The sequence below is a fragment of the Nonomuraea sp. NPDC048892 genome (genome assembly GCF_040649735.1).
Taxonomy (GTDB): Bacteria; Actinomycetota; Actinomycetes; order Streptosporangiales; family Streptosporangiaceae; genus Nonomuraea; species Nonomuraea maheshkhaliensis.
On sequence record NZ_JBEZFZ010000038.1, the window covers coordinates 1 to 26,617 of the forward strand.

27 protein-coding genes and 1 pseudogene are annotated in these 26,617 nt (G+C 69.4%); 19 read left to right on the forward strand and 9 right to left on the reverse strand.

Features of this window, described 5'->3' with window-relative positions; genetic code table 11:
* The 3 genes and pseudogenes from AB0C28_RS51425 to AB0C28_RS51435 form a co-directional block, all read left to right on the forward strand.
* Positions 1 to 342 (forward strand): hypothetical protein (locus tag AB0C28_RS51425; protein ID WP_358084136.1); only part of this gene is annotated, 342 nt, incomplete at its 5' end.
* Positions 343 to 369: 27 nt separating this feature from the next.
* Positions 370 to 587, forward strand: a pseudogene (locus AB0C28_RS51430) (hypothetical protein); the annotation flags it as partial.
* A 45-nt stretch (positions 588 to 632) separates the two neighbouring features.
* Complete coding sequence (locus AB0C28_RS51435) at positions 633 to 962, forward strand: MBL fold metallo-hydrolase (protein WP_357862842.1); 330 nt, start codon at positions 633 to 635, stop codon at positions 960 to 962.
* A gap of 271 nt (positions 963 to 1,233) precedes the next feature.
* Here the strand turns inward: AB0C28_RS51435 and AB0C28_RS51440 are convergent, their stop codons facing one another.
* Entirely contained in the window at positions 1,234 to 1,992 is a 759-nt protein-coding gene (locus AB0C28_RS51440) for a DUF998 domain-containing protein (RefSeq protein ID WP_358084139.1), read from the reverse strand.
* Positions 1,993 to 2,143: 151 nt separating this feature from the next.
* Between AB0C28_RS51440 and AB0C28_RS51445 the strand changes: the two genes are divergently transcribed.
* From AB0C28_RS51445 to AB0C28_RS51520, 16 genes are all read left to right on the forward strand, one after another.
* On the forward strand, positions 2,144 to 2,374 hold the full coding sequence (locus AB0C28_RS51445) for a TetR family transcriptional regulator (protein WP_358084285.1): 231 nt from the start codon (positions 2,144 to 2,146) through the stop codon (positions 2,372 to 2,374).
* Positions 2,375 to 2,614: 240 nt separating this feature from the next.
* Positions 2,615 to 3,208, forward strand: a complete 594-nt coding sequence (locus tag AB0C28_RS51450) for an AbfB domain-containing protein (RefSeq protein WP_358084142.1) — start codon at positions 2,615 to 2,617, stop codon at positions 3,206 to 3,208.
* Between the two features lie 57 nt (positions 3,209 to 3,265).
* On the forward strand, positions 3,266 to 4,252 hold the full coding sequence (locus AB0C28_RS51455) for a family 43 glycosylhydrolase (RefSeq protein WP_358084144.1): 987 nt from the start codon (positions 3,266 to 3,268) through the stop codon (positions 4,250 to 4,252).
* Between the two features lie 411 nt (positions 4,253 to 4,663).
* Positions 4,664 to 5,425 carry a class I SAM-dependent methyltransferase gene (locus tag AB0C28_RS51460; protein WP_357862851.1) on the forward strand — a complete coding sequence of 254 codons (762 nt, stop codon included), beginning with the start codon at positions 4,664 to 4,666 and terminating at the stop codon, positions 5,423 to 5,425.
* Between the two features lie 101 nt (positions 5,426 to 5,526).
* Positions 5,527 to 6,642 (forward strand): phytanoyl-CoA dioxygenase family protein, encoded by a 1,116-nt coding sequence (locus AB0C28_RS51465; RefSeq protein ID WP_357862853.1) that lies wholly within the window; start codon positions 5,527 to 5,529, stop codon positions 6,640 to 6,642.
* A gap of 107 nt (positions 6,643 to 6,749) precedes the next feature.
* Entirely contained in the window at positions 6,750 to 6,878 is a 129-nt protein-coding gene (locus AB0C28_RS51470; RefSeq protein ID WP_346106833.1) for a hypothetical protein, read from the forward strand.
* An 84-nt stretch (positions 6,879 to 6,962) separates the two neighbouring features.
* Positions 6,963 to 8,297: an MFS transporter gene (locus AB0C28_RS51475; protein WP_358084147.1), complete on the forward strand. Its 1,335-nt coding sequence runs from the start codon at positions 6,963 to 6,965 to the stop codon at positions 8,295 to 8,297.
* 2 nt (positions 8,298 to 8,299) lie between these two features.
* The gene (locus tag AB0C28_RS51480; protein ID WP_358084150.1) at positions 8,300 to 9,637 is read left to right on the forward strand and encodes a tetratricopeptide repeat protein; all 1,338 of its coding nucleotides are present in this window, start codon (positions 8,300 to 8,302) and stop codon (positions 9,635 to 9,637) included.
* Positions 9,634 to 10,911, forward strand: coding sequence for a hypothetical protein (locus AB0C28_RS51485; RefSeq protein ID WP_357862859.1), 1,278 nt, complete (start codon positions 9,634 to 9,636; stop codon positions 10,909 to 10,911). Before AB0C28_RS51480 ends, AB0C28_RS51485 begins: the two co-directional genes overlap by 4 nt.
* Positions 10,904 to 12,121 carry an HEXXH motif-containing putative peptide modification protein gene (locus AB0C28_RS51490; RefSeq protein ID WP_357862861.1) on the forward strand — a complete coding sequence of 406 codons (1,218 nt, stop codon included), beginning with the start codon at positions 10,904 to 10,906 and terminating at the stop codon, positions 12,119 to 12,121. The genes AB0C28_RS51485 and AB0C28_RS51490 overlap by 8 nt, the downstream gene beginning before the upstream one ends.
* A 1-nt stretch (position 12,122) precedes the next feature.
* Entirely contained in the window at positions 12,123 to 13,358 is a 1,236-nt protein-coding gene (locus AB0C28_RS51495; protein ID WP_358084153.1) for an HEXXH motif-containing putative peptide modification protein, read from the forward strand.
* 4 nt (positions 13,359 to 13,362) lie between these two features.
* Entirely contained in the window at positions 13,363 to 14,469 is a 1,107-nt protein-coding gene (locus AB0C28_RS51500) for a ThiF family adenylyltransferase (protein WP_358084156.1), read from the forward strand.
* A 332-nt stretch (positions 14,470 to 14,801) separates the two neighbouring features.
* On the forward strand, positions 14,802 to 17,045 hold the full coding sequence (locus AB0C28_RS51505) for a hypothetical protein (RefSeq protein ID WP_358084159.1): 2,244 nt from the start codon (positions 14,802 to 14,804) through the stop codon (positions 17,043 to 17,045).
* Positions 17,042 to 18,349 (forward strand): coproporphyrinogen-III oxidase family protein, encoded by a 1,308-nt coding sequence (locus AB0C28_RS51510; protein WP_357862869.1) that lies wholly within the window; start codon positions 17,042 to 17,044, stop codon positions 18,347 to 18,349. Before AB0C28_RS51505 ends, AB0C28_RS51510 begins: the two co-directional genes overlap by 4 nt.
* Position 18,350: 1 nt before the next feature.
* A complete protein-coding gene (locus AB0C28_RS51515) occupies positions 18,351 to 18,845 on the forward strand; it encodes a flavin reductase family protein (RefSeq protein WP_357862953.1) in 495 nt (164 codons plus the stop codon).
* A gap of 189 nt (positions 18,846 to 19,034) precedes the next feature.
* Positions 19,035 to 19,265, forward strand: a complete 231-nt coding sequence (locus AB0C28_RS51520) for a hypothetical protein (protein ID WP_358084161.1) — start codon at positions 19,035 to 19,037, stop codon at positions 19,263 to 19,265.
* Positions 19,266 to 19,268: 3 nt separating this feature from the next.
* Here AB0C28_RS51520 and AB0C28_RS51525 read toward each other — a convergent pair whose 3' ends face one another.
* From AB0C28_RS51525 to AB0C28_RS51560, 8 genes are all read right to left on the reverse strand, one after another.
* Positions 19,269 to 20,210 (reverse strand): acyltransferase domain-containing protein, encoded by a 942-nt coding sequence (locus AB0C28_RS51525; protein ID WP_358084164.1) that lies wholly within the window; start codon positions 20,208 to 20,210, stop codon positions 19,269 to 19,271.
* Entirely contained in the window at positions 20,207 to 20,830 is a 624-nt protein-coding gene (locus AB0C28_RS51530) for a malonate decarboxylase holo-ACP synthase (RefSeq protein ID WP_358084167.1), read from the reverse strand. Before AB0C28_RS51530 ends, AB0C28_RS51525 begins: the two co-directional genes overlap by 4 nt.
* Entirely contained in the window at positions 20,821 to 21,702 is an 882-nt protein-coding gene (locus tag AB0C28_RS51535) for a biotin-independent malonate decarboxylase subunit gamma (protein ID WP_358084170.1), read from the reverse strand. The genes AB0C28_RS51530 and AB0C28_RS51535 overlap by 10 nt, the downstream gene beginning before the upstream one ends.
* On the reverse strand, positions 21,699 to 22,574 hold the full coding sequence (locus AB0C28_RS51540) for a biotin-independent malonate decarboxylase subunit beta (protein WP_358084173.1): 876 nt from the start codon (positions 22,572 to 22,574) through the stop codon (positions 21,699 to 21,701). The genes AB0C28_RS51535 and AB0C28_RS51540 overlap by 4 nt, the downstream gene beginning before the upstream one ends.
* Positions 22,571 to 22,861: a malonate decarboxylase subunit delta gene (locus tag AB0C28_RS51545; protein ID WP_358084176.1), complete on the reverse strand. Its 291-nt coding sequence runs from the start codon at positions 22,859 to 22,861 to the stop codon at positions 22,571 to 22,573. Before AB0C28_RS51545 ends, AB0C28_RS51540 begins: the two co-directional genes overlap by 4 nt.
* Positions 22,849 to 23,709 (reverse strand): triphosphoribosyl-dephospho-CoA synthase, encoded by an 861-nt coding sequence (locus tag AB0C28_RS51550; protein ID WP_358084179.1) that lies wholly within the window; start codon positions 23,707 to 23,709, stop codon positions 22,849 to 22,851. Before AB0C28_RS51550 ends, AB0C28_RS51545 begins: the two co-directional genes overlap by 13 nt.
* Positions 23,710 to 23,716: 7 nt before the next feature.
* On the reverse strand, positions 23,717 to 25,369 hold the full coding sequence (mdcA, locus tag AB0C28_RS51555; RefSeq protein ID WP_357862882.1) for a malonate decarboxylase subunit alpha: 1,653 nt from the start codon (positions 25,367 to 25,369) through the stop codon (positions 23,717 to 23,719).
* Positions 25,370 to 25,458: 89 nt separating this feature from the next.
* Positions 25,459 to 26,586 carry a serine hydrolase gene (locus tag AB0C28_RS51560; RefSeq protein WP_358084182.1) on the reverse strand — a complete coding sequence of 376 codons (1,128 nt, stop codon included), beginning with the start codon at positions 26,584 to 26,586 and terminating at the stop codon, positions 25,459 to 25,461.
* Positions 26,587 to 26,617 lie beyond the last annotated feature (31 nt).

Sequence of the window (26,617 nt, forward strand, 5' to 3'; positions counted from 1 at the left end):
AAGGAGCTGACCGACGAGCAGGAGATCGAGCTCAACTGGGGCCACCCCGACAGCGGCGTCCACCGGGGAGCCGCCATCGGCCCGGCCCGGCACCGGATGCACGAGCTGACCGGACTGGACCTCTCAGCCATCACCATCGACGAACTCATCGCCGACGGCCCTGCCCGAGTCGTCGTGGTGGCCACCAACAGCGGCACCGACCTGCACGGCAACCCGTGGCGGATGACCGTGCTCGAACTGGTCGACGTGGTGCACGGCAAGATCACCAAGAAGCGCTCGTTCTACCAGGACACCGCACTCCTTCGCGACATCTCACTCGAACGCGAGGCGGCACGCGCCTGAACCGGCGGTCAGCGCCATTACCGGCGAATGACGGCCCCAACGCGCTGGCCTACGTCGGGGCCTCGATCGCCACCCTCGACGGGGCGCCCGGGTTCGCCGGACCGTGCTGATCGGCACAGGAGCGGGCAACGGGCGCGAGCGACCGGGTATGGGGCCGTTCCACCAGCGCGCAGTGATTTCCTCGATCTCCTGGCGAGGGCCGGCGTCCGCCCGCGGGAGGTCGACGTCGTGGTCAACACGCATCTGCACGTCGATCACGTCGGCTGGAACACCGTCGAAGCGGGCGGACAGTGGGTGCCGGCGTTTCCGCGCCCGGCCACACTCCCGGCTCGTCGGTACTGCGCCTCGCCTCCGGCGGCGACCGGGCGGTCTTCGTCGGCGATCTGTTGCCCAGCCCCGTGCAGATCCTCGACCCCTGTCTCAACAGCAACGCCTGCCTGGCCCCGGAACAGGCGGTGGCCAGCCGCCGGCGGATTCTCGAGCGGGCGGCCGACGAACGGGAACTGCTCGTCCCCGCACACTTCGGCGGCGCGGGCGCTGTGGAGGTCCGGCGGAACGGCGCCGGATTCGCCCTCGGGCCATGGGCGGCGACCGGCCCGGCCCGGCGAAGGCCCTGGTGAGCCGGCCGCTCCACGATCTCGCAGTCGGAGTCGTGGCCGGCAGGCCCACGCGCACGTCCTCGACCGAGCCGGGCTCGGCGCGGTCCCCGTCGTCCATGGTTCGGAGCTGCCGGAACGGGTGCGGCCGCTGGGCGTCGAGCGGGCCGACCTGGCACTCGACGTCGCGGGCGCGGGCTCGCTGCCGGAGCTCGTCTCGATCACGGGTACGCCGTCCTCCGTGCTCCCCGGGAGCCCGTGACAGAAGTCGGGGAGTCGTAGGCGTGCTCGCAGGTTACGTTCGCGCAGAGGAATCGATCGGCCCCCAGAGGGCCGCTCCCGCGCAGGCGAGGGCGAGCAGGAACGGGTGGGTGGCGCCGCGTTCGACGAGGCCGACGAGGATGTTGGCCCCGGAGATGACGTCGGCGAAGTAGGCCACCGTCGAAACCAGGCCGATCACACCGGCCGTGGCCAGCGTCCGCCCGAGTTTCGGCGAGAGCCCGACGCGCCGGTGCATGCTCCCGAGCATGATGGCCAGGACGTTGGCGCCGACGAAGCCCGCCAAGGCGCCCAGGGCGTGGAAGTCGCCGGTGCCGTCGTTCATCGCCTCGGCGGATCCGGGAAACAAGCCGAGCAGGACGCCGCCGGCCGCCAGCAGCGTCGCGGGCACGAGCGCCGCCCAGCGGCGCCGGCCCGACAGACCGCGCAGCGCGGCCACACCGGCCAGGATCGTGATCCCGAACAGGAAGAAGCCGGTGTTCATCACCCAGGCCAGCGGTGAGTACATGTACTGCCCGAACAGCGTCGAGGGCCCGTGGACGCCGAGGTCGCTGATGAAGTGGTACGTGTAGCTGTAGGGCGGATCCGTCCATGCCGCGGCGGCGATGAACTCCGTCAGCAGGAAGATCATCGGCCCCGCGACGAGCAGAGCTCCCGCGGTTCGGCGCTGCTGCCGCGGAGGCCGGCGCGCGTCGGGGGTGAGCGATGCGGGCTCTGTGTCATTCGCGGGTTCGGTCCGTTCGAGGCTCGGGAGCGGGTTGGTGTTGCCGGTCATGGTTCTGGCCCCTTCCGGTGCTGGGTGCTGCGGTCGGTACGGGTTCGCCCCGGCCTGCTAGCTTCACTCGACTACTTACTACACTGAGACTACTTTTACTGTCAATATAATTATAGTCCGGTGGTAGTATGATCTGCCCATGGTTGACGGCATGGCCGTGGGACGGCGGGAACGCAAGAAGGCGGCGACGCGGGCGGCGATCGTGGACGCGGCGACGGCGCTCTTCCTTGAGCGCGGCTTCGACGGGGTCAGCGTCCGCGAGATCGCCGACCAGGCGGACGTCTCCCCCCAAGACGGTCTTCACGCACTTCCCGCAGAAGGAGGCGCTCGTCTTCAGCGACGAGGACGAACGGCACGAGCGCCTCGTGGCCGCGGTCCGTGACCGGGCGCCGGGGAGTTCGATCTCCGACGCGCTCAAGGCGCGCTACCTCGCTGAGATCGCCGCGATGAGGACCGGGCCCCAACGCCGGATCCTCACCCTCATGGAGGAGACGCCGGCCCTCGTCCCTCGAAGAAGGGTGCCTGCTGTGTTTCCGCGTCGGATGTTCACCGCGGGCGTCGCGTTGCTGACGACCGTATTCAGCTCCATCGCGATCACCGCCACCGCGTCGTCCGCGGCGACGTGCTCGTGGACGGCGGCGCCTTCTACCTGAGCTACAAGAATCTCGCCGACGGCAATCTCTACGTGGCCCGGTCGACGACGGGGGCTCCCAACAGCTTCACCACGCTGACCGGCGGATTGCGGCAGGGCAACGCGATCGAGGCGCCGATCCTGGTCAAGTCGAACACGAGCAACACGTTCTGGCTGTGGGGCGACTCCTTCTCGCCGTCCAACGCGGTCTTCTACGCCTGGCAGTCGGCGAACGTGAACGGCAACGCCTGGTCGGCGCTCGGCCGGCGGACGTACACCCCGCCGATCAACGCCAAGCACGCCACCATCACCCCGATCACCGCGGCCGAGCAGACGGCGCTGGTCAACCGCTGGGGAACACCGCGGTGGAACCGGCTCAAATCGAGCAACTTCCCGGACCGGTACGTACGGCACGCGAACAACCTCGCGCCGCTCGACCCCTTCCCGATGGGTCCGACGGCCGACCAGCAGTGGCGGCTGGTACCCGGCCTGGCCGACCCGGCGGGGGTGTCGTTCGAGTCGGTGAACCTGCCCGGCAGCTACCTGCGGCACTCGAACTACGCGGTCAGGCAGGTCACCTACTAGCCGGCCTGGCCCATGTCCAAGTGCCGGCCGCTGCTCAACAGAGGGAAGTCGATCAGGATGAATGTACGCTTACGCCACTCGATCGCCGTCGTCCTCCTGCTCGCCGGCGCCTTCGTCAACCATGCGGCTGCGCCGGTGACCATCGCGAACGGCACCCAGTTCAGGGACACCAGCGGAAAGGTCCTGCACGCCCACGGCGGCGGCATACTGCGGGAAGGCGGCTATTACTACTGGTTCGGAGAGACCCGCAATCCCGACAACACCTTCCGCGCGGTCTCCGTCTACCGATCCACGGACCTGAAGAACTGGGAATTCCGCAACGACGTCCTCACCCGGTCATCGCACCCTGAACTCGACGTCGCCAACATCGAGCGGCCGAAGGTCATCTACAACAACTCCACCGGCAGATTCGTCATGTGGATGCACAAGGAGAACGGCTCGAACTACAGCGAGGCCCGCGCCGCCGTCGCCTCCTCCGCGACCGTGGACGGCGACTACACCTACCACGGCAGTTTCCGTCCGCTCGGGCAGCACATGTCGAGGGACATCACGCTCTTCAACGACAACGGCACCGCCTACATGATCTCGGCCGCGGACGAGAATTACGACCTGCACATCTACCGGCTGACCTCGGACTATCTGAACGTCAGCACGCTGGTCGGCAATTTCTGGAACGACGCCCACCGGGAAGCACCCGCCATGTTCAAACGGGGAAACGTCTATTTCCTGCTGACGTCGGCGGCGACCGGCTGGAATCCGAACCAGGCGCGCTACGCGACCGCGTCGAGCATCTCCGGTCCCTGGACCGGGTGGACGAACGTCGGCGACGGCACCACGTTCGGCTCCCAGCCGGCGTACGTCACCATCGACACCGCGACCGGCGTCGTCTCCGGAGGCGGCACCTCCCTGTACTACCGGATCACCGCGCGCGGCAGCGGAAAGGTGATGGATGTCGTCGGCGCCTCGACCGCCGACGGGGCGAACGTCATCCAGTACACCTGCGGCGGCGGCGCCAACCAGCAGTGGTCTCGTACCCAGGTCTGACGCGCGCACGGAGCGGAAGTCATGCCATGAGAAGCCACGCACCGCACCGCGGCCCAGGACGAGCCGCGGCGCACCTGCTCGCGATGCGCCGGGTTCGCCTCTCGGCCCGGCACCGCACCGGGGACATCGCGGGCAAACCGCGGAGCCACTCACACAGCACAACCCACTGAAGAATCAAGGTTAACCACCCAGCTGGAGCCGATGTGATCCGCTGACATTACGTACGTATACCAATGAATATTCCAAACGTATACCAATCATTGGTAGCGTAGCGCCCGTTGAGTCAGCACTTGTCCACGTGTCAAGCGTTCGTTCAAGGCGAGTCCGAAATTCCAGCAACGTTCACAACGTTCGACGTCTTCGACGTCGACCGGCGGGACAAGGGCATTCAGACGGTCTGTGCGAGGTGTGATGGAATCGTTCTACGACGAGACATTCGCTCCGGTTTACAATCAACTCTTCACAGGTTTTGCTCATCAGGTCTCCGGCCCACTGCGTGCATACCATCAGGCGACCACGGCGCGGGAGTCCGGAACTCTACTCGATCTGTGCTGCGGTACCGGTCAGCTGGGACTGTCCTTCGCGTCGCACGGTTACCGGGTGATCGGTGTCGACCAATCCCAGCCCATGATCGAAGTCGCGAGGGAGAACGCCCGCCACAGCACCCTGGAAGACCAGGTGGAATTCATCAGGTCGGATGTGGCAAAGTTCGAGATCACGGGAACGCCGGACTTGGTGACCTGCACGTTCGACTCATTCAACCATCTTCCAGGGCTGCAACAGTTGGCGGCGTGCTTCCGCCGTACCCGCGAAGTCATCGCTGACGACGGCATCTTCATCTTCGACGTTCACAGCATTTCGGGACTTCGTCAGCAGAACACGTTCTCCGTGCGCGAGACCGACGACCTCGTGCTGATCAGCAGGATCGGCTACGACCCGGGCAGCGGCACGGCGATCGCGCGCATCTCCGGATTCGACCGGAAGGACGTGTCGGCGCCGTGGCGGCAATTCAAGCAGCACGCCACCATCCGAGCCTGGAGCGCGGAGGACATCATCGCCGAATTGCATCGTGCCGGATTCGGCAGCGCCTGGCCGGCAAAAATCGATGCCCTCGGTGAATCGGTGAAAGAGCCCGATCAGGTGCCCCGCATTTTCTTCGTCGCACGTCCCTGAGCCGCACGCACCGCCATGGGGTGAGGCGGAAAAAGCACGTCTTCAGGCCATCCATGCTGCCCGAATCAGGGACGATTCCTCAGTACGAAAGGAAACAGGTCATGACTTCGCAGGTCACCCAGAAATTCCAGCCGGTGGGTGCGACAGCGGAGGCTCCCCTTCGCGCTCTGACCGAAGAGGAGATCGCCACGTACGAACGCGACGGGGTCGTCCTCGTCCGGAAGATCTTCCCGGAGCGCTGGGTGACCCACGTGGCGGAGGCGATCGACGACATGGTCACCAGGCCCACTCCATACGGCCGCCTGCTCTCGAACGCCGACCGGCACATGTACAGCGACCTGTTCATGTGGAAGTACAGCGACGCCTTCCGGGAGTTCGTCTACCACTCTCCGGCGGCCAGAATCGCCGCCCAGGTGATGCATTCGCAGCGGGTCAACTTCCTCGGTGACCACATGTTCAGAAAGGACGCCGGCTGCGAGATCCCAACGAACTGGCACACGGACGATATCGCCTGGCCCGTCGCGGGAAGACAGGCGATGAACATCTGGCTCGCCTGTGACGAGGCCACGGCTCACAGCAGTGCCCTGCAGTTCATCCGCGGGTCGCATCTGTGGGAGTCCGCGCGCGCGACGCGCCTGTCCGGGGCCACCGGCGACGACCGGGTCGAGGCCGCCCTGAGCAAACTGGGCTGGAAGCCGTCTGAGGGGCTGGACCTTTCGCAGGTCGAGCAACCCGCGACGATGCGGTCTGTCATCCGGGCCGCCTTCCACGGCGTCCATCGCCGGTTGGAGGAGGAGATGGCGTGCGCGCCGCTGCCGAACGGCCAGACCGGTCTGGTCTCGATCGAAGCCCATCGTGACCAACTCCCGATCGTGAGCTGGGATGTCGAGCCGGGTGACGCGCTGATCTTCAGCCTGCGGACGCTGCACTACTCGACGGGGAACGCCAGCGAGACGGGAACCCGGCGCGCGCTCGCCACCCGCTGGCTGGGCGACGACACCCGGTACGCGCCGACCACGGGCAACTTGCCCGTCTTCTGGAGGCACGGGCTGCGGCCGGGTGACAGGTTCGGCGGGCCACTGTTCCCGCAGATCCTGCCCGATGTGGTGCCGGGTGAGGGTGCCGAACGGTTCGCGGGCCCCGAGGAGGCCGACCCGCAGATCGCCTTCGAGGACCTGCGGGCCCGTGTCGAGTGGGAGAACGAGGCTTCGGCCTGACGCACGCGTCGCCTCTCCGGGCGACGCCGCCTAGGACACCGGCACCCCGTGCTAGCCGGTCCGTGTCGGTTGCATGAAGGAAAGTCCGGACAACAAAGGAGAAGCACATGGGTGAGGACGCTCTGACCACCAAGACCGAGATCGCAACCGAGGCCGCGCTGACCACCCACGAGGAGCAGCTCCTCGAGGAGTTCGGCACGTTGCTGTCGGCCGAGTACAACTACATGACGCTCTGAAGCTAAGCCGGCGCGGGTGGCCTGCCGGCCGCCCGCGCCGGTCCGAGCCCGGTCTCTCTCCAACACCCTCTCGAGGATGTGCGAATGACATCGCCTTTGCAGAAATCCGGGCCCGAGTCCAGCTCGGAAGCCACCGGGCAGACAGGGCAGACAGGGCAGGAAGGCCTGGACGGTCAGGGCGGAATCTCGTACCGCAAGCTGCTGCGCAATGTTCCTTTCGCCTTGTTGTGGCTGACGCTGGCACAGTCCGCGCTCGGCGACCAGTTCTTCAAGGTGGGTGTGCCCTGGCACGCGACCCAGCAGTTCGGGAACGTGTTCGACGGCGCGCTCGTCGGGATGGCGATGGCTCTGCCACTCACGATCTTCGGCCTGTGCAGCGGCGTCCTGGTCGACCGCTTCAACCGGTTCGGGCTCCTGCTGGGCGCCGACCTTGTGCGCATGGCGATCACCGGCGCCATCGCGGCCGCCCTGGCCACTTCCATGCTGGGCCTGCCGGGACTGCTTGCCGGCGTCATCTTGCTGACCGTGCCGAGCACGCTCTACATGCCTGCCGTGCAGACCATCGTGCCTCGGCTGGCCGGGGGGCATGTGCCGACAATCGCGCGCATGGACGCGCTGCTGATGGGCAGCGCCACGACGATGACGGTGCTCGGGCCCTCGATCACGGGCCTGGCACTGACCGTCGTGCCGCTCTGGGCCCTGCTCGGGATCGACGCGGTCACCTTCGGGATCGCGGCTCTCCTGATCGTGGCGATCCGCGTCAAGGCCGGCGGCGAGATGCTCCGCCCGACGGCCGCCAAACCGTCGCGTTCGTTGAAGGGCATCCTGTCCGCCGTCCGCGAAGGGCTGCGGTTCATCATGACCGAGCGGGCGCTACGTGCCCAGTTCCTTGTCTATCCAGCGCTCGACGGTGCCCAATACAGCATCGTGTTCATTCTGCCTGGGTTCCTGCTCTCGTATGGAGACGGCGGAACCGTGCTTTTCGGCGTGGCCGTGGCGGCGATCGGCGTCGGCCGGGTGGCCGGGATGTTCACCGTCACTCACACCTTTCTGCTCCGCAGGCGCGGGCTCGTCTTCGTCGGCAACTTCTTCGTCCAGGGACTGGCGATCCTCGTGATGTGTGTCGGGTCCGAGGCGTGGCTGGCACCGCTGGCCATGTTCTTCGTCGGGCTGCCGGCGGGCATGGCGACGGTTTCTGTCAGCACGTACGTGCAGAGCGTCGTGCCCGAGGAGATGCGGGGCCGGGTCTTCGCCTCGATCGCCTCGCTGAGCAGCGCCGCGATGCCGGTCGCGCCGCTTCTGTTCGGGCTGGTGGCCACCTCGGTCTCGGCGAGCGTGTCGCTGATGTGCATCGCCGCGACCTTCATCCTCGGGTCCGTTTATCTGATGACCCAGCGCGGGGTACGGGAGGTGCTCTGATCGTGCCGACCGTTTCTGCGAAACCGACGTACTTCACGGTTCCCGGCAGCGTGGAACCCGAGGTGCCGAGCGTGTCGGACAGGTGGGACCTGTGGCTGCTCAGCCCGTACTTCGGCCTCCACCGCCCCAGCGCCTGTTCCCTGCACACGTCGGGGGTGCTCAAGGCGTACGACGATGTCGATCGCGACGCTCCCGCCTCTCCCCTCCAGCTCCACACCCCACGCGGATTCCGGACGACGATCGCCCGCGGCGCCGCGCGGCCCGACCTCGATCACGACGAGCCGGACGGCCTGCCGCGCGACCAATGGACCTCCGACTGGTCCCGCCTCGTGGAGCTGTACACGAACGCGCCAGAGCTGAGCGGCGAACAGCGCCTCCGGCTGGGAGTGCTGCTGAGTGCGCTGGATCTGGACGTGGCGGCGCTGCGCGCGCTCCCGTCGCCCGACGTCGCGAGTATCGCTACCGATCCTCTCGCGGCCAGTACGGCCATGAAACGCAGCCACGCCCTGTCGAGAGCTCGGCCGGGACCGGAGACGGCGGACGCCGATCGCAGGGTCCTCTCGCTGATAGCCCATTCCACCGCCTTGCCGGCCTCCATGTGCCTGACCGCCGCCCTCACGCTGCTCGTGAAGGCGGCACGGGGCGGTGCGCCGGACCTGACAGCCGTCCAGGAACTGCGTGAGCTGTCGGCGAGGCACGCCGGCGGGCTCGAACGGGACGACACCCCCATCAGCCTGCTGCTGCGCAGCACCTACTGGCGGGCGGTCAGCTACGAGCCGTTCCTTCGCGGTGACCACGCGCGTACAGCGCACGAACTGGACCTGGCCGAAGAGCTAGCCCGCCAGGGAGTGGAAGACCACCCCGGCCTGCTTCTGTTCCGTCAGAACCTGCATCCACTGCTGGAGACGAGGAGTCGTGCCGCCCGCGAGCACGGTCACCTGGACCTGGCCGTGGCGTACGCGACCGAGCTCACGGAACTCGACCCCTACGACGGCAAGGTGCACTACAACCTGGGCACGACCCATCGGGCGCGCGGCGATCACGAAGGCGCCCTCACCGCGTTCCGCCGTGCGGTGGCCCTCGGCCTGCCGCACGCCTCGCGCGCGCGTGTGGCCGTCGCACAGTGCCTGGAGGCGCTCGGCGACCTCCCGTCCGCACTCGCGGAGTACGTCGAGGCCGTACGGGAAGACCCCGCTGATCACCGGGCGGCCGGCGGGGCCAGGCGCCTGGCCTCCCGTACCGGGCGGCCGGAGATCCTGGACTGGCATCGCGGCTGGGTCATGGCCTGGCGCCGACGGCTGGCCCTGGAAAGTCTTCAGGCATCCGGGAGGAGCGCATGACGGCGATCGACCTCGACCTTGTCCCGACCGTGCATCCGGTTCGCACCTACCTGGACCTCGGCGGTTCCGGTGGCGCTCTGCACAACCGGATCCTGGCCCACCTCGCCACGGCGATGGCCGCCGGGGAGCAGGTCACAGCCGTGTTCCAGAGCAACCCTGTCGCGGGCTTACGCGATCGGGTCGTGCGCGAGACCAGATTGAGCGCGTACGCGGCACGGACGCCTGACCGGCTGGCGGAGGAGCATCGAAGCGCGCGTTGGCAGCGGCTGTGTGAGTGCCTGACCAGTTGGGACGATCAGCCTCCGCGTCTCCGATCACTGCTGGTCAACCTGCTGATCCGGCTGGGCTTCTATGGCGAGGCCGAGAAACGCCTGCGTGACCTCCCGCTCGGCCGGCCGCTTGGCGACGTGGAGGTGTCGCTGCTCCTGCAGCGGGCCAGCGCCGTCTACAAGAGCGACAGGGGTGCGGACGAGCGTGCTCTCAGTCTGCTGCGCCATGCCTACGAACAGGCTGTTTCACCGCGTTCCCGGCTCGTGGCGGCGATGGCCGTCACGGTGCATCACGCACGGGTGGACCGGGATGCGCGAGCGGTAAGCCACTGGGCCGGGAAGGCGCTGGCAGAGCTGACCGCGTTCGACGGGGCCGAGGACGACGACGTGATCTTACGGAGCGCGGCGCTGCGGGCGTGCAGCTTCGCGCCGTTCTTCGACCGCCGGCTCGACGAGGCGACCGAAATGCTCGCGCGGTGCGAGGAACTCGCGAGGTCCGCGCCTGACGACACCGCCGAACGCCGCCTGGCCAGGGACGAAAACCTGCGCGCGGTGCTGGAGACCCGCAGCAGGGAGGCGGCTGGGCGGGGCGACACCGAGCTCTCTCTGCAGCGTATGCGCGACCTCACCTCGCTCGATCCCGCCGACAGCAGGGCGCACCGCGACCTCGGCTACGCCCTGTTCAAGCTGGAGCTCTTCGCGCAGGCGCTGGACTCATTTCGTACTGCCGCCAGGCTCGGATCCCCCTTCGCGGCGGTCTCCTGGACGCTCATGGCCCACTGCCACCTGCGTCTGGACGACACCGACGCGGCCCTGGACGCGCTGATGACCGCCCTCGACATCGACCCGCACTCCATCACCGCGTTGCAGGGCGTCCTGTGTGTCACCGAACGGCGCGGCGACGGTCACTTGCGGGCCTGGGCGCGTGAGCGGCTGAACCGGTTGCCCGCTCCACCGTCCCCGGACAGTTTCAGCACCCTGACCAAGGAAGAGAGCCATGCATAACGCCACGCCGTCGGTACTGTCCTGCGTCACGGACGGCGATCACTACCAGCAGATGGCCTGGGACAAACGGCGGACGGCTGTCGCGTCCGTGGCCAGAGCGCTCAGCGCGCGCCTGCTGGGGGACGCCGGTGAGCGCCTGAGGCGATCGATCGACCTGTTCGATCGGCTTTCCGCTGACGGGCAGCGTGACGTCGTCAAGGCGCCGCTCTTCGGGTACTGGTGGCATCGCCTGTCTGTGCTGTATCAGGCGGCGCAGTGGGAGCCGCTGGCGCGATGGTCCGCACACCTGCCGCGCTTCTTGATCCGCCCGCTGCTGGACGAGGGGAGCTCCTTCAGCGACGTCGAGCTTCCGGCCGGCGACGACGGCCGCCTCTGGCTGCCGGGCATGTACTGGCGTATACGCGTGGACGCGCCCTCGGTCGTCGCCTCTTCGCACGCCGGTCTCCTGGAGCTGGTCGGTCGCTCTCGCGTCGTCCGTCTGACGTCCGGCGAGACGCCTCAGGACGCTGAGCTCTTCGAACGGCTCCCCGGCGACGTCCTGGTGTCGGGTGATGACCCGTGGATCGCCGGTTACCTCCAGCGGGCCAACGAGAACAGCTCGGCCGAGGGCGGGCTGGGGGACGTTTCCGTGGCCAAGGCGGCCGAAGCGGCGCCCGACCTGGCCGATGCCGTCAACACGGTCGAGACCGTGTGGCCGGAGATGGCAGGTGAGATTCGTGCCATCGTCCAGCAGATCGTCCCGATCCACAGCCGCGATACCGTCGCCTTCAGCAACACGGCGCTGGACGGGCTGCTGTTCATCAGGACCGACCTGGCGGACCCCGTCGTGGCGACCGAGCGCCTGATCCATGAGACGAGCCACCTGCGGCTCAACGCCGTGTTCACACTGCGCCCCTTCCACGACCACCTGCCGTCCGATCGGCTGCACTCGCCGTACAGGAAGACCCCGAGACCGGTGGACGGCCTGGTGCACGGAGCTTTCGTCTTCGCGCGCATCGCGGAGTTTCATGATCGGGCGCGACGCGTGTTCGACAGCCCTGCCTGGTCACGGCGATTGGGCGAAGTTCTGGAGATGCAGGCGGAGGCGCTCGACCTGATCGACTCGTCGGTCCGGCTCACGCCGTTCGGCCGGGCGCAATGTGATGGCTTCCGCCGTTCCGCGGACACGATCGCGTCCGCTCTCACCTCTGACCAGGCGATTGGACAATGACATGTCAGTGACGTCCCACACCGCGCCGGACCTGCTCGCGGTGAGCGACTCCGCGGGCCACGACCTGCTCGACAAGTATCACGATCGGCTGGCCGCCGGTGTGATGCGGGTGCTGCCGAAACTGCTCGACCGCGTAAGTGAGCGCAGTGCCGCGAGCATCGATCTGTGGTGGGAGATCTTCCACCAGCTACCGGAGGAGACTCAAGCCTCGATCGTGGGAGGGCCGCTGTTCTCCAGTTGGTGGGCCAAGGTACGCACCGCGGTGGCGACTCGCCGTAGCGGCGAACTCGAAGATCTCATGGAGCATTTCGGGCGATTCCTGTGTGTCGCGGCCATCCGGCAGAACGCCCTCCCCAGCCAGCCGGTACGCCTGCCTCTCCTCGGCCCCGGCGAGCTCCGTCTCCCCGGTCACCCCGGGCATCTCATCCTCCCAGGCGAACCCACCACCCACGTGACCGTGACGCACGAGGGCGCCTCGATCCGGCTGACGGCCGGTGGCACGACCTTGGACGTGGACACCGATTCCTTCCTCGCCGGACGCCGGGAGGCGTCGCCGGCCTTCCGTCCGCACGTCGTGCTCCGCCAGGGAACGGAGGTGGACGCCACCGATCCCTGGCTGACGCGCTTCATGGGCTCCCAGAACGCCAAGAGCGCCATCCCCGGCTACCCGCAGCGCGACCTGGCCCCCCTCGACCCGGTGGACACGGCGATCAGGGACTGTCTCGACCGCGCCGTGGACCTGCTCGACGACACCTGTGCCGCGTTCGCCGCCGAGTTCCGCCGGCACATAGCCCTCGTGGTCCCCATGCGCAGCCGTCTGGTCTCGACCTTCACCGACACGGGCTTCTTCGGCGCGCTGTTCATGAGCGAGCACATCGCGCCGTTCTCCGACACCCTGATCACCGCCGAGCACCTCCTCCACGAGACCAGCCACCACCGCCTCACCCTCCTGCTGGAGCAGGATCCGATCATGGCGGACGCAGCCCAGGGGCTGGTCGATTCACCATGGCGTGAGGACCCGCGTCCCATGCATCAGATCCTGCACGGCACGTTCGTATTCGCCCGGATCGCCCAGTTCCACTGGCGGCTTGCCGACCGCGACGAGCGCGCTGCCCGCCGCTACCAGGAAGTCCTGAGCGATCTCAGGAAGGGGCTCGACCTCCTGCTCGCCCGTACGACACCGACACCCCATGGCGAGCTGCTCTACAGCGAGATGTGCACGATCGCCGAAGTGTAGGAGCGTGTACACGATCATGACGACAGAGAGTACGACCGCGTGGCGGCTACGAGGACGCGTTCAGTTGCTGCCGATGCCGGAGTCGCTGATCCTCCGCCTGGGCGAGAGGACCCTCCGCATCGCCCCGTTCGCCGAGCGGGAAGAACAGATCATGCACCTGCTGGCCGAAGGCGTCACGGACGGCGAACGCCGACTGTCCGGCGACGGGGGCCGGGCACAGGAGATCTTCGACCTGTGCAGGAACGCGGGGTTTCTCGAGACCGCTCCGAGCGACACCGGCCTCACCGACGCCGACCTGGCACGGTACGACCGAACCCTGCACTACTTCTCCGAATTCGAGACGGCCAACGGGCCCTCGCGATACGAACGCTTGCGCGGGCTCCTCAGCACCCGCGTCGTCGTCGTCGGCTCCGGAGGCATGGCCAGCTGGCTCCTTTACGGCTTGGCCTGCTGCGGCGTGGGCGAACTGGTCGTCGTCGATCCGGATGTGGTGGAGGCGTCCAACCTCAACCGGTCGATCCTGTTCGACGAGGCTGACATCGGCCGGCCCAAGGTCGAGGCGGCGGAGGAACGCCTGCGCCGGTTCGTCCCCCGCTGCCGGATCCGTCCCGTGCAAGCCACCGTCACGGACGCGGGTTCGATCGCCGAGCTGGTCGCGGATGCCGACCTCGTCGTAGGCGCCGCCGACCAGCCGGTTTGGCTCATCCGGCAGTGGCTCGCGGAGGCCTGCCGCACGGCTGGCCGCCCGCTACTGCATCCCAGTGGCCTGCGCGTCGGCCCTTTCTACCTTCCCGGGCAGAGCGCCTGCCCCATGTGTGAATGGGCCGAGCAGGCCGAGGCCCGCCCCGGCTTCCCCTCGGTCGTCGAACGGCTGCGGCGCCTGCCCCGGGGCACCTCCGGCAGCCTTGCCCCGTGGGCGAGCGTGACGGCGAGCGTGGCGACCATGGAAGTCCTCCGATACCTGGGCCGGCTCGGCCCGCCCATTACCGTGAACGCCTTGTGGGAGTGGAGGCCGGACAGCACCTCCGCCGTCCGTCCGCTGATGCCGCACCCCAAATGCCCCGTCTGCAGCGGTGAAGGCCGTGCCGGTTACGATCAGGGGGGTTCATGAGCTCCGCGGAATCCGGGCGATTCACGCTCCAAGCCGCCCGCGCCTTACCAGCAGGAACCGTCTCGCTCTACACGCACGCGGCCACCGGCCTGCGGCATGTCCATGTGGACACCCCGTCCGACGGTTTCGCGGTGGCGTTGGCCTTCGCCACGCCAACGGACGAACACGCCGGTGTGCCGCACATGCTGGAGCACTGGATGGGCTGCGGCTCGCGTGACCACCCCGATAGGCACCTGTTCCCATCCCTGCTGAACGCCGGCAACGTCTCCTTCCTCAACGCGTTCACCGGCCCCGATCACCTGAGCCTGCTGGCCGCGACGCCGTCGCCGGACATGGCCGCCATGCTGGCCTCCGTGCTGACAGACAGCGCCTTTCATCCCCTCCTCGACGACCACGCGTTCGCTGAGGAAGCGATCTCGGTCGAGGGCGGGGTCGTGCGGGGCGTGGTCTGGGCCGAGGCGAACGCGCGGGCGAGAGACCCTCGTTCGGCCACGGTGGACGCCGCGGCCCGCGTCCTGTACTCGCCCGCCGCCCTGCGCACTCTGCGCGCCCAGGGCAACGATCCGCACGAACTCCGCCAAGTGCGAGCCGAGGACGCCCGCCGCTACCACGCCGCGTACATCCGGCCCGAACGGGCCTGTCTCCTCACCGTGGGCCCGATCTCCGCATCGTGTTTCCACCGTGCCGTGATCCTCGACCGGCCCATGAACCCAGGCCCGCTGCCGCCCGCCGTGCATCCGGTGCCTGATCTGGGCTCGCGACCTCACGACGAGAACGGTACCGAGACGGCCCCGCATGCCGTCATCGCCGTGCCGCTGGAGCCGACGGCGGACAACGGTGCGGTCATGAGGGCCCAGATCCTCGCCCAGACGATGATCCGCGACGACCGCTCGGACCTGCGGGGCGTGTTCGCCCGGCACAGCGGGGTCGGCATCTCGCCCGCCACTGGCGTGCATACGCACTACCCGCACACCATTCTGATGGCCGGCGCGATCTGCCCTCAGGGAACTGAGCCCCAACCGGTGCTGTCCGACCTTGCCGAGGTCCTGTCAGGGTCACCTTTCGGCCCCGACGCGATCCGCGCGACGGCCCGTACCGTACTGCTGGACCTACGCGACAGAAGCGGCCGGACGAACCCGCCGGAGCCGTGGGAGGTACGGCTGGCCCTCGACGCGGTGGGCCCGATCGTCCACGGTGCGGATCCTCTGGGCGTGGTCGACAGGGAACGCCATGTCCAGGAGGTGATCAAAGAGCCCGATCGGATCCTCGGTCTCCTGCCCGGCGACGCGTCTCGCTTCGTCCGCCTGTCACCCCCAGGACACGCGACCCTTCCTGCGCCCCGCCATGCGCCCCCGCCCGCGCCCCGGAGGGAGACCCTGTCCAGACCTGCCGAAGCCGCCCTGTCAGGACTCCCGGCGATGCGCGCGGAGGCATCGGAATCGTGTGGTCCGAGCCGCGTTGACGACGAGCTTGACGTGTGGAGCTGGCGGACCGATACCCAGGGCGTCGCCCACGTCGTGATCGACATCGTGCTCAATGGGCTTCCGGACACGATGCTCTCGATGGTGAGGAGCGTCGGGGCCGTGTTCACGGCACAGCGGTGGCGTTGTGCCGTCGAGCCGGTCGTGCGCGCGGCGGACAGTGACGTGGATCGATACGACGCACGGTTGCGCATCACCATCACCCACCACGCGGAAGACGCCCGGGACGTCCGCGCGTGGGTGCGGCAACGGCTGTCGTTCCTCGAGAACGCCCCCGATCAGGTGGTGCAGGCATGCCTGCGGGCTGGGCGGCGAACCAGCGGTCCGGCGAAGGCGCGGCGCCCGCACGACACGGCCGCTGCCCAGGTGTCGGGCTCGGCTGCCGCCCTGTACCTCATCCGGCACGTGCAAGCAGCCGCCGATCAGCGCGCCGTCGCGGAAATGCTCAGAGACCTGGCGGTGCGGCCCCGCACGATCGTTCTCACCGGTGATTCGGAGGAACCGGACGAGACGGAAGAGTGGCTGGAACTCGGCGTCCCCCGCCGCGCGCTGCCGCCGGGCAGACTCGATCCACGCCAACCAGACCACGCGGTGGCGGCGGCTCCGGGCAGCGCGGTGCTGGCTTTCGAGGGCTCAGAAGCGGTGCGGCGCGGATCGGCGGCCGAGATCGTCGCCGCTTGCATGATCCGCCGTCGTCTTTACGGCACCGTTCGGGCCCTCGGCGCGCACGGGAGCCGCGTTGAACCGATGTGGTGGCTCGGTGCCATGACGATCACGTTCATGGGAACCCCGGACGCGCACGTCGCACTCGCTCACGTGGTGGATGCCGTCAAACAGGCGGCTGACCCCGGCGAACACGAGGTACGCGTCGCGAAGTCGGCGGCGTTCAACGCACTCGTGAGGACCCCGCCCCTGGCCACGAGGGCGGCCGACGCTGTGGCGGACGACGGCACCCGCACGGCGCTCCGCACCGGCGTCGACGCGGTGAGCACCGACGAGATCCGCGCCTGTCTGACCCGCTGGTCGGCGAACCAGCCCGCGATCGTCATCGGGACGCCGGGCGGCCTCGCCAAGCAACTCTTGGAGAGCAGATGACCCTGATCGAAAGACGGCCCGCCATGCTGCCGTCACTGCCGGCGCTCGACCAGAACACGTCCGGCCACCGGGTGGTGGCCGGAGAATTCGCCGTGGATGAGGTGGGCGGCGATTTCCTTCTCTACATCTCGATCCCGTTCTGCCGCGTCAGGTGCCGTGCGTGCCCGTACTTCGTGAACCTGCTGTCACCGCGCGACCCTCGCGGGATGGAAAGCGCCTACGTCTCGGCGCTGGTCGCCGACCTGGAGCGGTGGGCCTCTTACCGCAGGTGGCGAACCGGCAGGGTCCGGGCCGTGTACATCGGCGGCGGCACGGGATCCATCCTCGGCACCGAACACCTCCGCAACGTTATGAGTGCGATCGAGACGAACTTCTCCCTGGCCGACGACTGCGAGATCACGCTGGAGGGGAATGCGTCCGACTTCACCCCAGACAAGAGCCGTTACGTGGCCGATTCTGGCATTTCCAGGGTGAGCTTGGGTGTGCAGTCCTTCGATCCGGACACCTTGAGGACCATCGGTTCCCCGCACGCGGCGAACCAGAGCATCTCGGCCCTGCACGAGCTGAAGCGGCACGGTTTCGACAACGTCCAGTTCGACATGATGTACAACCTGCCCGGCCAGCGCCGCGAAGTGTGGCAACGCGACCTGGAGCAGCTCGGTGAACTGGACGTCCGCCATTTCACCATCTACGAGTACCGGGTGCATGAGGGAACACCGCAGCAGCGGCTCATCGAGCGTGGCAAGGTCCCTCAGATGCTCGGTACGAGCGCCCCCGCGGTGCAGCGCATGTACGAGGACGTTGTCGAGGCGGCGGAACAAGCCGGCTTCGAGATGTACATGTTCGACTACTTCGCCAAGCCCGGATACGAGAACCGCTACAACCATTGGACGCACCGCCGTCCTGACGTCGAGGTGCTCGGCGTCGGGCCAGGGGCCTACGGCCTGATCAACCACCGCCGGTTCGCCACGGCGAAGAACACCGGCGCCTACATAGACGCGGTGCGGCGGGGCGAGCACCTCGTCACGTTCGTCTCCCCTCAGATGACCGCGCGCCAACGGCGCGAACGCTATCTGTTCAACGCCCTGCACTATTACTCGGTCGACTTCCGCGTGTACGAGGACGCGTTCGGCACCGCCCTGTTGGACGACTTCCGGGACGAGATGGCGGAGCTGGCCGGCGGCGGGCTGATCGAGGTCGGCCCCGATGCCGTTCATCTCACGGGACAAGGGCGTGCCTGGCACCGGCGGCTCATCTCCTACGCCAGATCACAGACTGGATCGCCTCGTGACCAGCGCTCCTGAGATGAGGGCGGCGGCTCGGGCGAACCGTTCCAGGGAGGCGTTCAGGTCTGCCTTCGCGCGCCTGCCCAGCGGGGTCTGCGTGGTGACAGCGAGAGCCGGGGACATGTTGGCCGGGATGACGATGACCTCGATCACCCCGCTCACCTTGTCCCCGCCGCGGTTCGTCCTGTGCTTCGGTGACGACTCTGAGACGTTCGCGGTCATCCGGTCGGGCGTCCGATTCACGGTGAACGTGCTCGCGTCCGACCAGCGTGAGACGGCGATCACGTTCGCGGGCGCGGGGCGGGAGAAGTTCGCGGACACGAAGCTCGCCGAGGTGGAGGGCTGTCCTCTGCTGGCGCACGCCCACGCTGTTTTCCTGTGCACGTCGGAGAGCCACATGCGGGTGGGCGATCACATCATCGTGGTCGCTCTCGTGGAGGCCGCACTCGGTGGCGGAGGAGAGCCGCTGCTCCGCCATGACCGCAGTTACGGCACGTTCGTGACGGGCGGCTGATCGGAGGCGAGCGCGCCATGCCGTGCGGATGGCCCTGGGGAAGACTTTGCCTCCCGCGGAGAGACCGCGCGGTGTGGCTCCGCTAGCGTTGAAGGTGCTTCGCGCGCCGTGTCGGCGCTTCGGGGGCGGCATCGACGCCCGGTCATCTCCTACCTGCCATGGTTCTCATCGCGCACGGGAGTGATTTCGATGTTCGAACGCCTGCTCATGTCAGCCGCAGTGATGGCATCCGTACTCATCGGCTCCGTCTGGTCCGCCGGGCCCGGCTCGGCTCACACCGCTGGGACGACCACCGCGGTCGCGGCGGATCCCATCCCGGTCCCACCCGTTCCGGACGCGCCGGACGATCCGTACCCCATCCCGCCCGAGGACCGCGAACGAGACGACGACGAGCGTCGCGACGATTACCGCCACAGGTGATGATCACGCTGTTCGTACGTCCGTCGCGCGGGCACGGCGGGTCAGCTCCACCGCGTCGGCGACGGACGTGCGGGCCAGCGTGATCGCGCGGGCGCGGGGGTTCGCGGCCCCCGCGATGCGGGCGAGCACGTGCCCGGGCGGCGCCTGGACGAACAGCGTCGTGCCGAGCTCGCCGAGCAGGGCCACGACGTCCCGCCAGCGCAGGGTGGCGGCGACCCCGCGGGCCAGGTCGTCGAGGACGGCGTCCGCGTCCCGGAGCGGGCGGCCGGTGCGTCCGCCGAGGTAGGTGACGGTGACGGCGCGCCTGGGCACCGTGCCGAGGTGGGCCGCCATGGCGTCGGCGACCCCGGCCAGCAGCGGGCAGTGCGAGGGGACGCCGATGTCCAGCCGCTGCACCCGCCGCGCGCCGGCCCGCTCGGCCGCCGCGTCGAGGCGGTCCAGCGCGCGGTCACTGCCGGCGGCCACGACCTGCTGGTCGGCGTCGATGACGGCCAGGTACGCCGGGTCGTCCGCGGTCGTGACCGACTCGATCAGGGCGCAGGCCCTGGGCACGCCGAGCCCGAGCACGGCGGCCATGCCGTACCCGGACGGGTAGGCGTCGCGCATGAGCTCGGCGCGGTGGCGTACGGCCATGAGGGCTTCGGCGAAGGTGAGCACGCCGGCCGTGACGGCGGCGGGGAACGCGCCGGCGGAGTGGCCGGCCACGGCGTCGGGATCGGCGCCCTCAGCGGCGAGCGCCCTGGTCGTGGCGACGCCGGCGACGCAGAGCGCGACCTGCGTGGTGACGGTCGACGCCAGTGCCCGCGCGTCGTCCTGCGTGGACGAACCGGGCAGGATGCGTTCGGCCTCGGCGAGGGTCGCGGCGACGGCCGGATGGCCGGGCAGGTCGTGCAGCATTCCGGGTCGCTGGGTGCCCTGGCCGGGGTAGAGGAAGGCGACCGTCATGGGCTTGCCCAGGGGTCGTCGACCAGTTCGGGGCCGTGCGGGGTGCGAACCAGGGCCGGGCCGCCGGTACGGGCCCACTCGCTCAGGCTGATCCCGCCGGGCGGGGTTTCCAGCTGGCAGTCGACCCGGCTGGGGAGGGTGGTGAAGGCCGTCACCAGGCGGGCGGCTGTTGCTGGGGGCAGTCTGTGGGGCATGCGTACGAGCAGGTCGAGGTCGCTGGCGGGGTGGGTGACCCGGTGCCCGGTGGCCAGCTCGAAACCGACACTGCCGACCGGGCCCCAGACGGCCTCGCGCCCCAACTCCTGGGCCAGCAGCGGGCCGACGGCGGACAGGGTGTCGCACAGAGCGGTGGGCAGGGTGGCGTGCGGGTGTGGGTGGTTCAGCTCTTCCGGGGGCACGTGGCGGGTCACCTCCTCCGCAGGGACGAGGGTGGCGTGGCGCTGTGACCGCTGAGGTCCGCGTACCCCGATGGGGATCAGGCCGGGCGGGTGCGGTGCCCGCCGTACGACGGCCCAGCCGCAGGCCGCCAGCGACGCCACGGCCCATCCGGGCAGCTCGGCACCGGCCACCGCGCCGCCCGCGAGCCGGATCAGGTCGTGCGGGCGCGCCGTCACCCCCATTGCCGCGCGAGCTCCTCGTGGATGCGCCGCGAAGCCGCCCTGGTCTGCAGAGCGCCCGGCGAGTTGAGACGGTTGCTCAGGTCTCGGGGCCCTTTCCTGGCCCGTACGACGGCGGTGGCCAGCGCGTTCCTCACCTTCGTGACGTCCTCGTTGGTCGGCTGGCCGGCGTTCTCCACCCGCAGCAGCTCGTCGCACAGGCCGAGCTTGGCCCAGTCGCCGACGTCGTACGACAGCGGCGGGAACCGTCCGGCCAGTTCGTCGAGCTCGGCCACCGTCCTGAGGGTCACCTTGGCCGCGGCCTCCTTGTGCATGGCGTGGATCACCACGCCGGGATCGTCCAGCGCCAGGATCTGGTTCGCCTGCAGACCGTGCGCGAGCAGCCCGCCGGACAGGGCGTTCCCGACGATGAGCGTGATGACCGGATGCCCGGCCGTCCTGGCGGTGGCGTAGGCGTCCACGGCGGCGGCCAGCGCGTGGTGGATGCCGAGCAGTTCCTCGACGCGCCCGTAAGCCTGGCTGGGCAGATCGACCACGGCGACGATCGGGCGGCGGCGCCCGTCACCCGGCTGCCCGTCACCCGGCTGCCCGTCACCCGGCTGCCCCTGACCCGGCCGTCCGCCACGCGGCTGCCCGTCGCTCGCCGGCCCGGCCGCGGCGACCACCTCGGTCACCGCCTCGGCGATGGCGAGCCCCTCGCGCAGCCCGACCTCCCCCTGGCGCGCACGGTGAAAGGGACTCGCCGGGTCCGGCACAACGGTGACGATCCGGGCGCTGTCGTCCCCCAGCCGGCAATCAGCGGTGATCACGGACGGCACGACGGCGTTCACCGCCCCGTCCGCGAGCGCGTGCGTCCAGTTCAACCCACGACTCATCCCGCATCTCCCCCCGGCCGCGCGAGTCTCCCCCACACCGCCGCGAGCTCGGCCGGAGCAGGCGGATGCGCGGGATCCACGGCCTCCAGGCGAGCCCGCAGTTCCCCGATCCGCCGCGAGCGAGGCTCAGCGGGCACACCCTCCCGCACGGCCTCGACCACGGCGGCCCGCAGCGCGGCGACGTCGTCGAGGACCAGCGCGTCCGCCAGCCCGGTCCTGACGCGCTGCGTCCCGCCGTCGATCGACCAGATCAGCGGATGGTCGGAGGCGTCGAACTCGGCGATCCCCGCCTCAGACTCGATCACCTCGGGACCGTCGAGCCCGAGCCGGCTCTCCGCCGTCATGATCAGCTTCGTGCACAGTCCGGCGGCGATGCTCACGCCGCCGAAACAGCCCAGCGCCCCGGCGATGACGCCCACGACGGGCTGGAGCGTGCGCAGCTCCAGCACCGCCGCGCACACCTCGGCCACCGTGGCCAGGCCCAGGTTGGCCTCCTGGAGGCGGACGCCGCCGGTCTCCAGCAGCAGCACCGCCGCGGTCGGAGTGCCGGCGCGGCTGTCCCGTGCCGCCAGCGACAGCGCGGCGGCGATCTTCGCGCCGGAGACCTCGCCGATCCCGCCGCCCTGGAAGGCCTGTTCGATGCCGATCACGACCGCGTGCCGCCCGTCCAGCTCGCCCTTGACCACGACGACGCCGTCGTCGGACTGCGGGACGACGCCCTGCGGCTCCAGCCACGGCGACTCGATGCGGTCGAAGGGGCCGCACAGTTCGCGGGCCGTGCCCTCGTCCAGCAGCGCCTTCGCCCGTTCTCTGGCGTCCAGTTCGATGAAGCTGGTACGGCCGAGCAGCGACTCCCACTCGGTGACCGTCATGCCCTGCCCTCCTCGATGGCCTGCCGCAGGCGCAGGGTCACCACGCCCGGTGTGGCGCCGAAGTCATTGAGCTCGAAGTCCGCGGCCACGGGGTGACGGGCGAAGAAACGCTCCAGCACCGTCCGCCACACCGTGTCGAACCCATCCACACTGGTACGCACCCGCACGCGGGCGATCCCGTTCGCGGGAGTCATCAGGACCTCCAGATCCCCCGAGCCGACCACCCCGACGTGGCTGCGCCGGGCGGCCGCGCGGTCCGCGGGGAACTCGTAGCTCAGCGTCTGCATGCGAGCACCTCCTGCTCAACGCGTTCCGGCCACGGCACCATGTCGAGGAAGAGCGCGGCGGCCAGCAGATCGCCGCTCCCGCCCGGTGACAGGCGCCGCGCGCGCAGCTCGTCGTCCAGTTCCATGAGCGCGGCACGGCCGGAGCCGGTGCCCGCGCCTCCCTCGGCCAGGACCCGCCGGGCGCCGGACCGTACGGCACGCAGGCCGTCAGGGCCGCCGCGGTGCAGCACGCAGGTGTCGTCGAGCAGGCTCATCACGGCCAGCAAGGCGTCCAGCCGGGCCGCCTCCTCGCCGAGACCGGCCGCCCTGCCCGCCCGCAGCCGCGGCAGCGCGACCTCGGTGACGTGCGGGAAGGCGTTCTCCGCCTCCCCGCGCGCGCCTCCCGCCCCGTAACGCCGCCGGGCCTGATCGCCGTGGGACGGCTCCCCCGCAGGAACCCACCGGTCGGGCAGGGCGGCCAGCCGGGCCGCGGCGCGGGCGGCCGCGCGTTCACCGGCCGCGCCGCCGGCGACGGCCGCGACCAGCAGCCCGAGCGCCCACAGCGCTCCGCGATGGGTGTTGATCCCCCCGGTGGCCCGCGACATCGCCCGCTCGCCCTGCCGGCCGAGCACGCCGAGCCGCTCCCTGAGCCCGGCGCCGGCGGGCGTCCGCGCCGCGGCCTGAGCGATCCCGTGGAACGCGGGCCGCAATGCCTCGGCGGAGACCAGCATGAGCGGCAGGTCCATGTCGTCGTGAGCGCCGCCGCCACGGCCGTCGACCAGGCCGGGTTTGGGACTCAGCCGGGCCTCCGCGCACAGCGACAGGACCGCCGTGTCCGCGAGCAGAGCCACGTGCTCGATCATGGTCATAGGCGGGTCACCAGGTCCGGAACCGGGCGGGCGGGTCGTACAGCCCGCCGGACCAGGCCACGAGATCCTCGACGCTGCGGGCCGCCAGCAGCGAGCGTTTCGCCTTGCGTACGTCGACCTTGAGGTCTCCCGGCAGCGCGACCAGCCCGTCCCTGCGCAGTTGCTCGACGCGCCGCTCATCGATCTCCCTGCCGATCGCCGTGGCGCCCGCGACGGCGGCGACCGCCTCGCGCCGTTCGGCCAGTGACGAGGCTTTGTAGAGGTACGCCACGCCCTCCTCGGTCACCACGTGGCTGACGTCGTCCCCGTAGATCATGATCGGCGGGATCGGCATGGACGCGTCCTTGCCCACCGGGACCGCGTCGAGCGTCTCCACGAACGCCGGATCGCCGCCCGAGCGGAAGGTCTGGGTGATCTGCGCGACGAGTTTGCGGCCCCGCAGCGCCGGGGCCTGCCCGGTGAGCAGGCTCAGCCAGGCGGCGGAGGGGTGCCTGCGGCCGTGCGGGTCGTGTCCCATGTTGGGCGCTCCGCCGAAACCGCTCAGCCGGCCCTCGGTGACCGTCGAGGAGTTCGCGCTGCCGTCGATCTGCAGCGACGACCCGATGAACAGGTCCACGGCGTACTGGCCGGCGAGCTGGCACAGCACCCGGTTCGAGCGCAGCGAGCCGTCACGGCCGGTGAAGAACACGTCCGGGCGGGCGGCGACATATCGCTCCGTGCCCGGTTCTCCGCCGAAGCAGTGCACCGACTCGACCCAGCCGCTCTCGATGGCGGGGATGAGCGTCGGATGCGGGTTGAGCGCCCAGTGCCGGCAGATCTTCCCGCGCAGCCCTAGCTCCTCGCCGTACGTGGGCAGGAGCAGCTCGATCGCCGCGGTGTCGTAGCCGATGCCGTGGTTCAGCGTGGTCACGCCGTGCCGCTCGTAGATGCCGCGCAGCGTCATCATCGCCATGAGGATTTCCACCTGGCCGATGTGGCGGGGATCGCGGGTGAACAGCGGCTCCAGCGCGAACGGCCGCGGGCTCTGCACGATCAGGTCCACCCAGTCGCCGGGGATGTCCACCCGAGGCACCCGGTCCACGATCTCGTTGACCTGGACGACGGTCACGCCGTCGGAGAAGGCCACCGCCTCGGCGATGGTCGGGGTGTCCTCGGTGCTGGGGCCGGTGAACAGGTTCCCGTCGCGGTCGGCCTGCTCGGCGCAGAGCAGCGCGACGTTCGGGACGAGGTCGACGAACATGCGCGCGTACAGCTCGACGTACGTGTGGATCGCCCCGACCTCGACCTTGCCGTCGGCCAGCAGTTGCGCCATGCGCACGCTCTGCGGACCGGCGTAGGCGAAGTCGAGCCGGCGGGCCACCCCTCGCTCGAACACGTCGAGGTGCTCTTTGAGGCTGATCGAGGAGATCAGCAGGTGCAGGTCGTGCACGGCCTGCGGATCGCAGCCGGCCAGCGCCTCGGCCAGGAAGTCGGCCTGCTTCTGGTTGTCGCCTTCCAGCGCCACCCGGTCCCCGGGCCGCAGCAGCGCCTCAAGCGCCGCGCCCATCCGCGCGGCGTCCAGCACCCGGCCGGAGACGAAGGGACGGACCCGCTCCAAGCGGTCCCGTTTGGCGGTCCGCCGCCGGGTCCAGTCTCGAGCGGCCACCTTGGTGCGCGCCATCACCAGCCCCCATCCCGCGTTGACGCAGTTGTGGTGCACGCAAACGGCGCGTGACTAACCCAAGCGGGCCTAAAGCCTGTGCACGGGGGTCAGCGTCCGGTGATGGAAGGCAGCAGGTGGTCGCGGACGAACGCCTGCGCGTCGATCTCCTCGCCGCCGTCGTCGCCGCTGTCGTCGCCGGTGCGCGCACTGATCACGAGGACGAGGTCCGCGCCGGGGACCACGTACACGAACTGCCCGCCGTGTCCCCAGGCGAAATACGTCGAACGTCCGGAGACGGTGTGCGTCCACCAGCCCTCGGAATAGCCGAACGTGTCATCCACCTGCGTGGTCCGGGCCCGCGCCGCCCGCACGGCGCCCTGGGGGACGAGCGGCCGGCCGTCCCATGTGCCGTCGTTCAGATAGAGCAGGCCGAACTTGGCCATTTCCCGTGGCGTCAGATAGACGTTGTACCCGCCGGAGAAGACACCTCGCGGGTCGCGGCCCCAGTGCTCGGCGGTGATGCCCATCGGTCCGAAGAGGTGCCGGTGGGCGAACCGGCAGGTGTCCATGCGCGTCGCCCTTTGCAGCACGGCCGAGACGACGTGGGTGTTGCCGGTGCTGTAGGTGTACGTCGTGCCGGGGGCGGAGACAAGCGGACGGCCGAGAATCGCCCGTATCCAGTCCGAATCCTGCTCGACCTGGTTTTCGGTCGAATCCTCCGTCCAGTCGAGGCCTGACGTCATGGTCAGCAGGTGCCGGATGGTGATCTTCTTCTTGGCCGGTGGCGCGTCGCCGAAGTACTCCGGCAGATAGGTGGCCACCGGGTCGTCCAGGCTCGTGAGGTGGCCCTTCGCGACGGCGATGTGCACCAGCGCCTGGAGGATGCTCTTCGACACCGAATGGACGTTGTCGCTCCGCCGTGCGTCACCGCCGTGGAAATAGCGTTCGGCCACGAGCCGGCCGTGCCGGACGACCAGCGCGCCGACCACGGACGGGTTGGTCCCGAGCTCGGCCAGTCCCGCGTTCAGTTTGGCGGGATCCATCCCCTGCCGCTCCGGCGCGGCCTTCGGCCAGGCCGCGTCGTTGTCCCCCAGATCCCGATATGTCGGATTGCTCTCGTAGAACGTCCGCCCGTCACCCGCGATCCGGCCGCACTCGACGGTCGCCGGGCTCGCCGCCGCTGTCGGATGCGGCGATGCCGCGTCGGTGCACCCGGCCGACGCCAGGAGCGACAACAGCGGCACTGTGCGGGTGATCCACCGCACG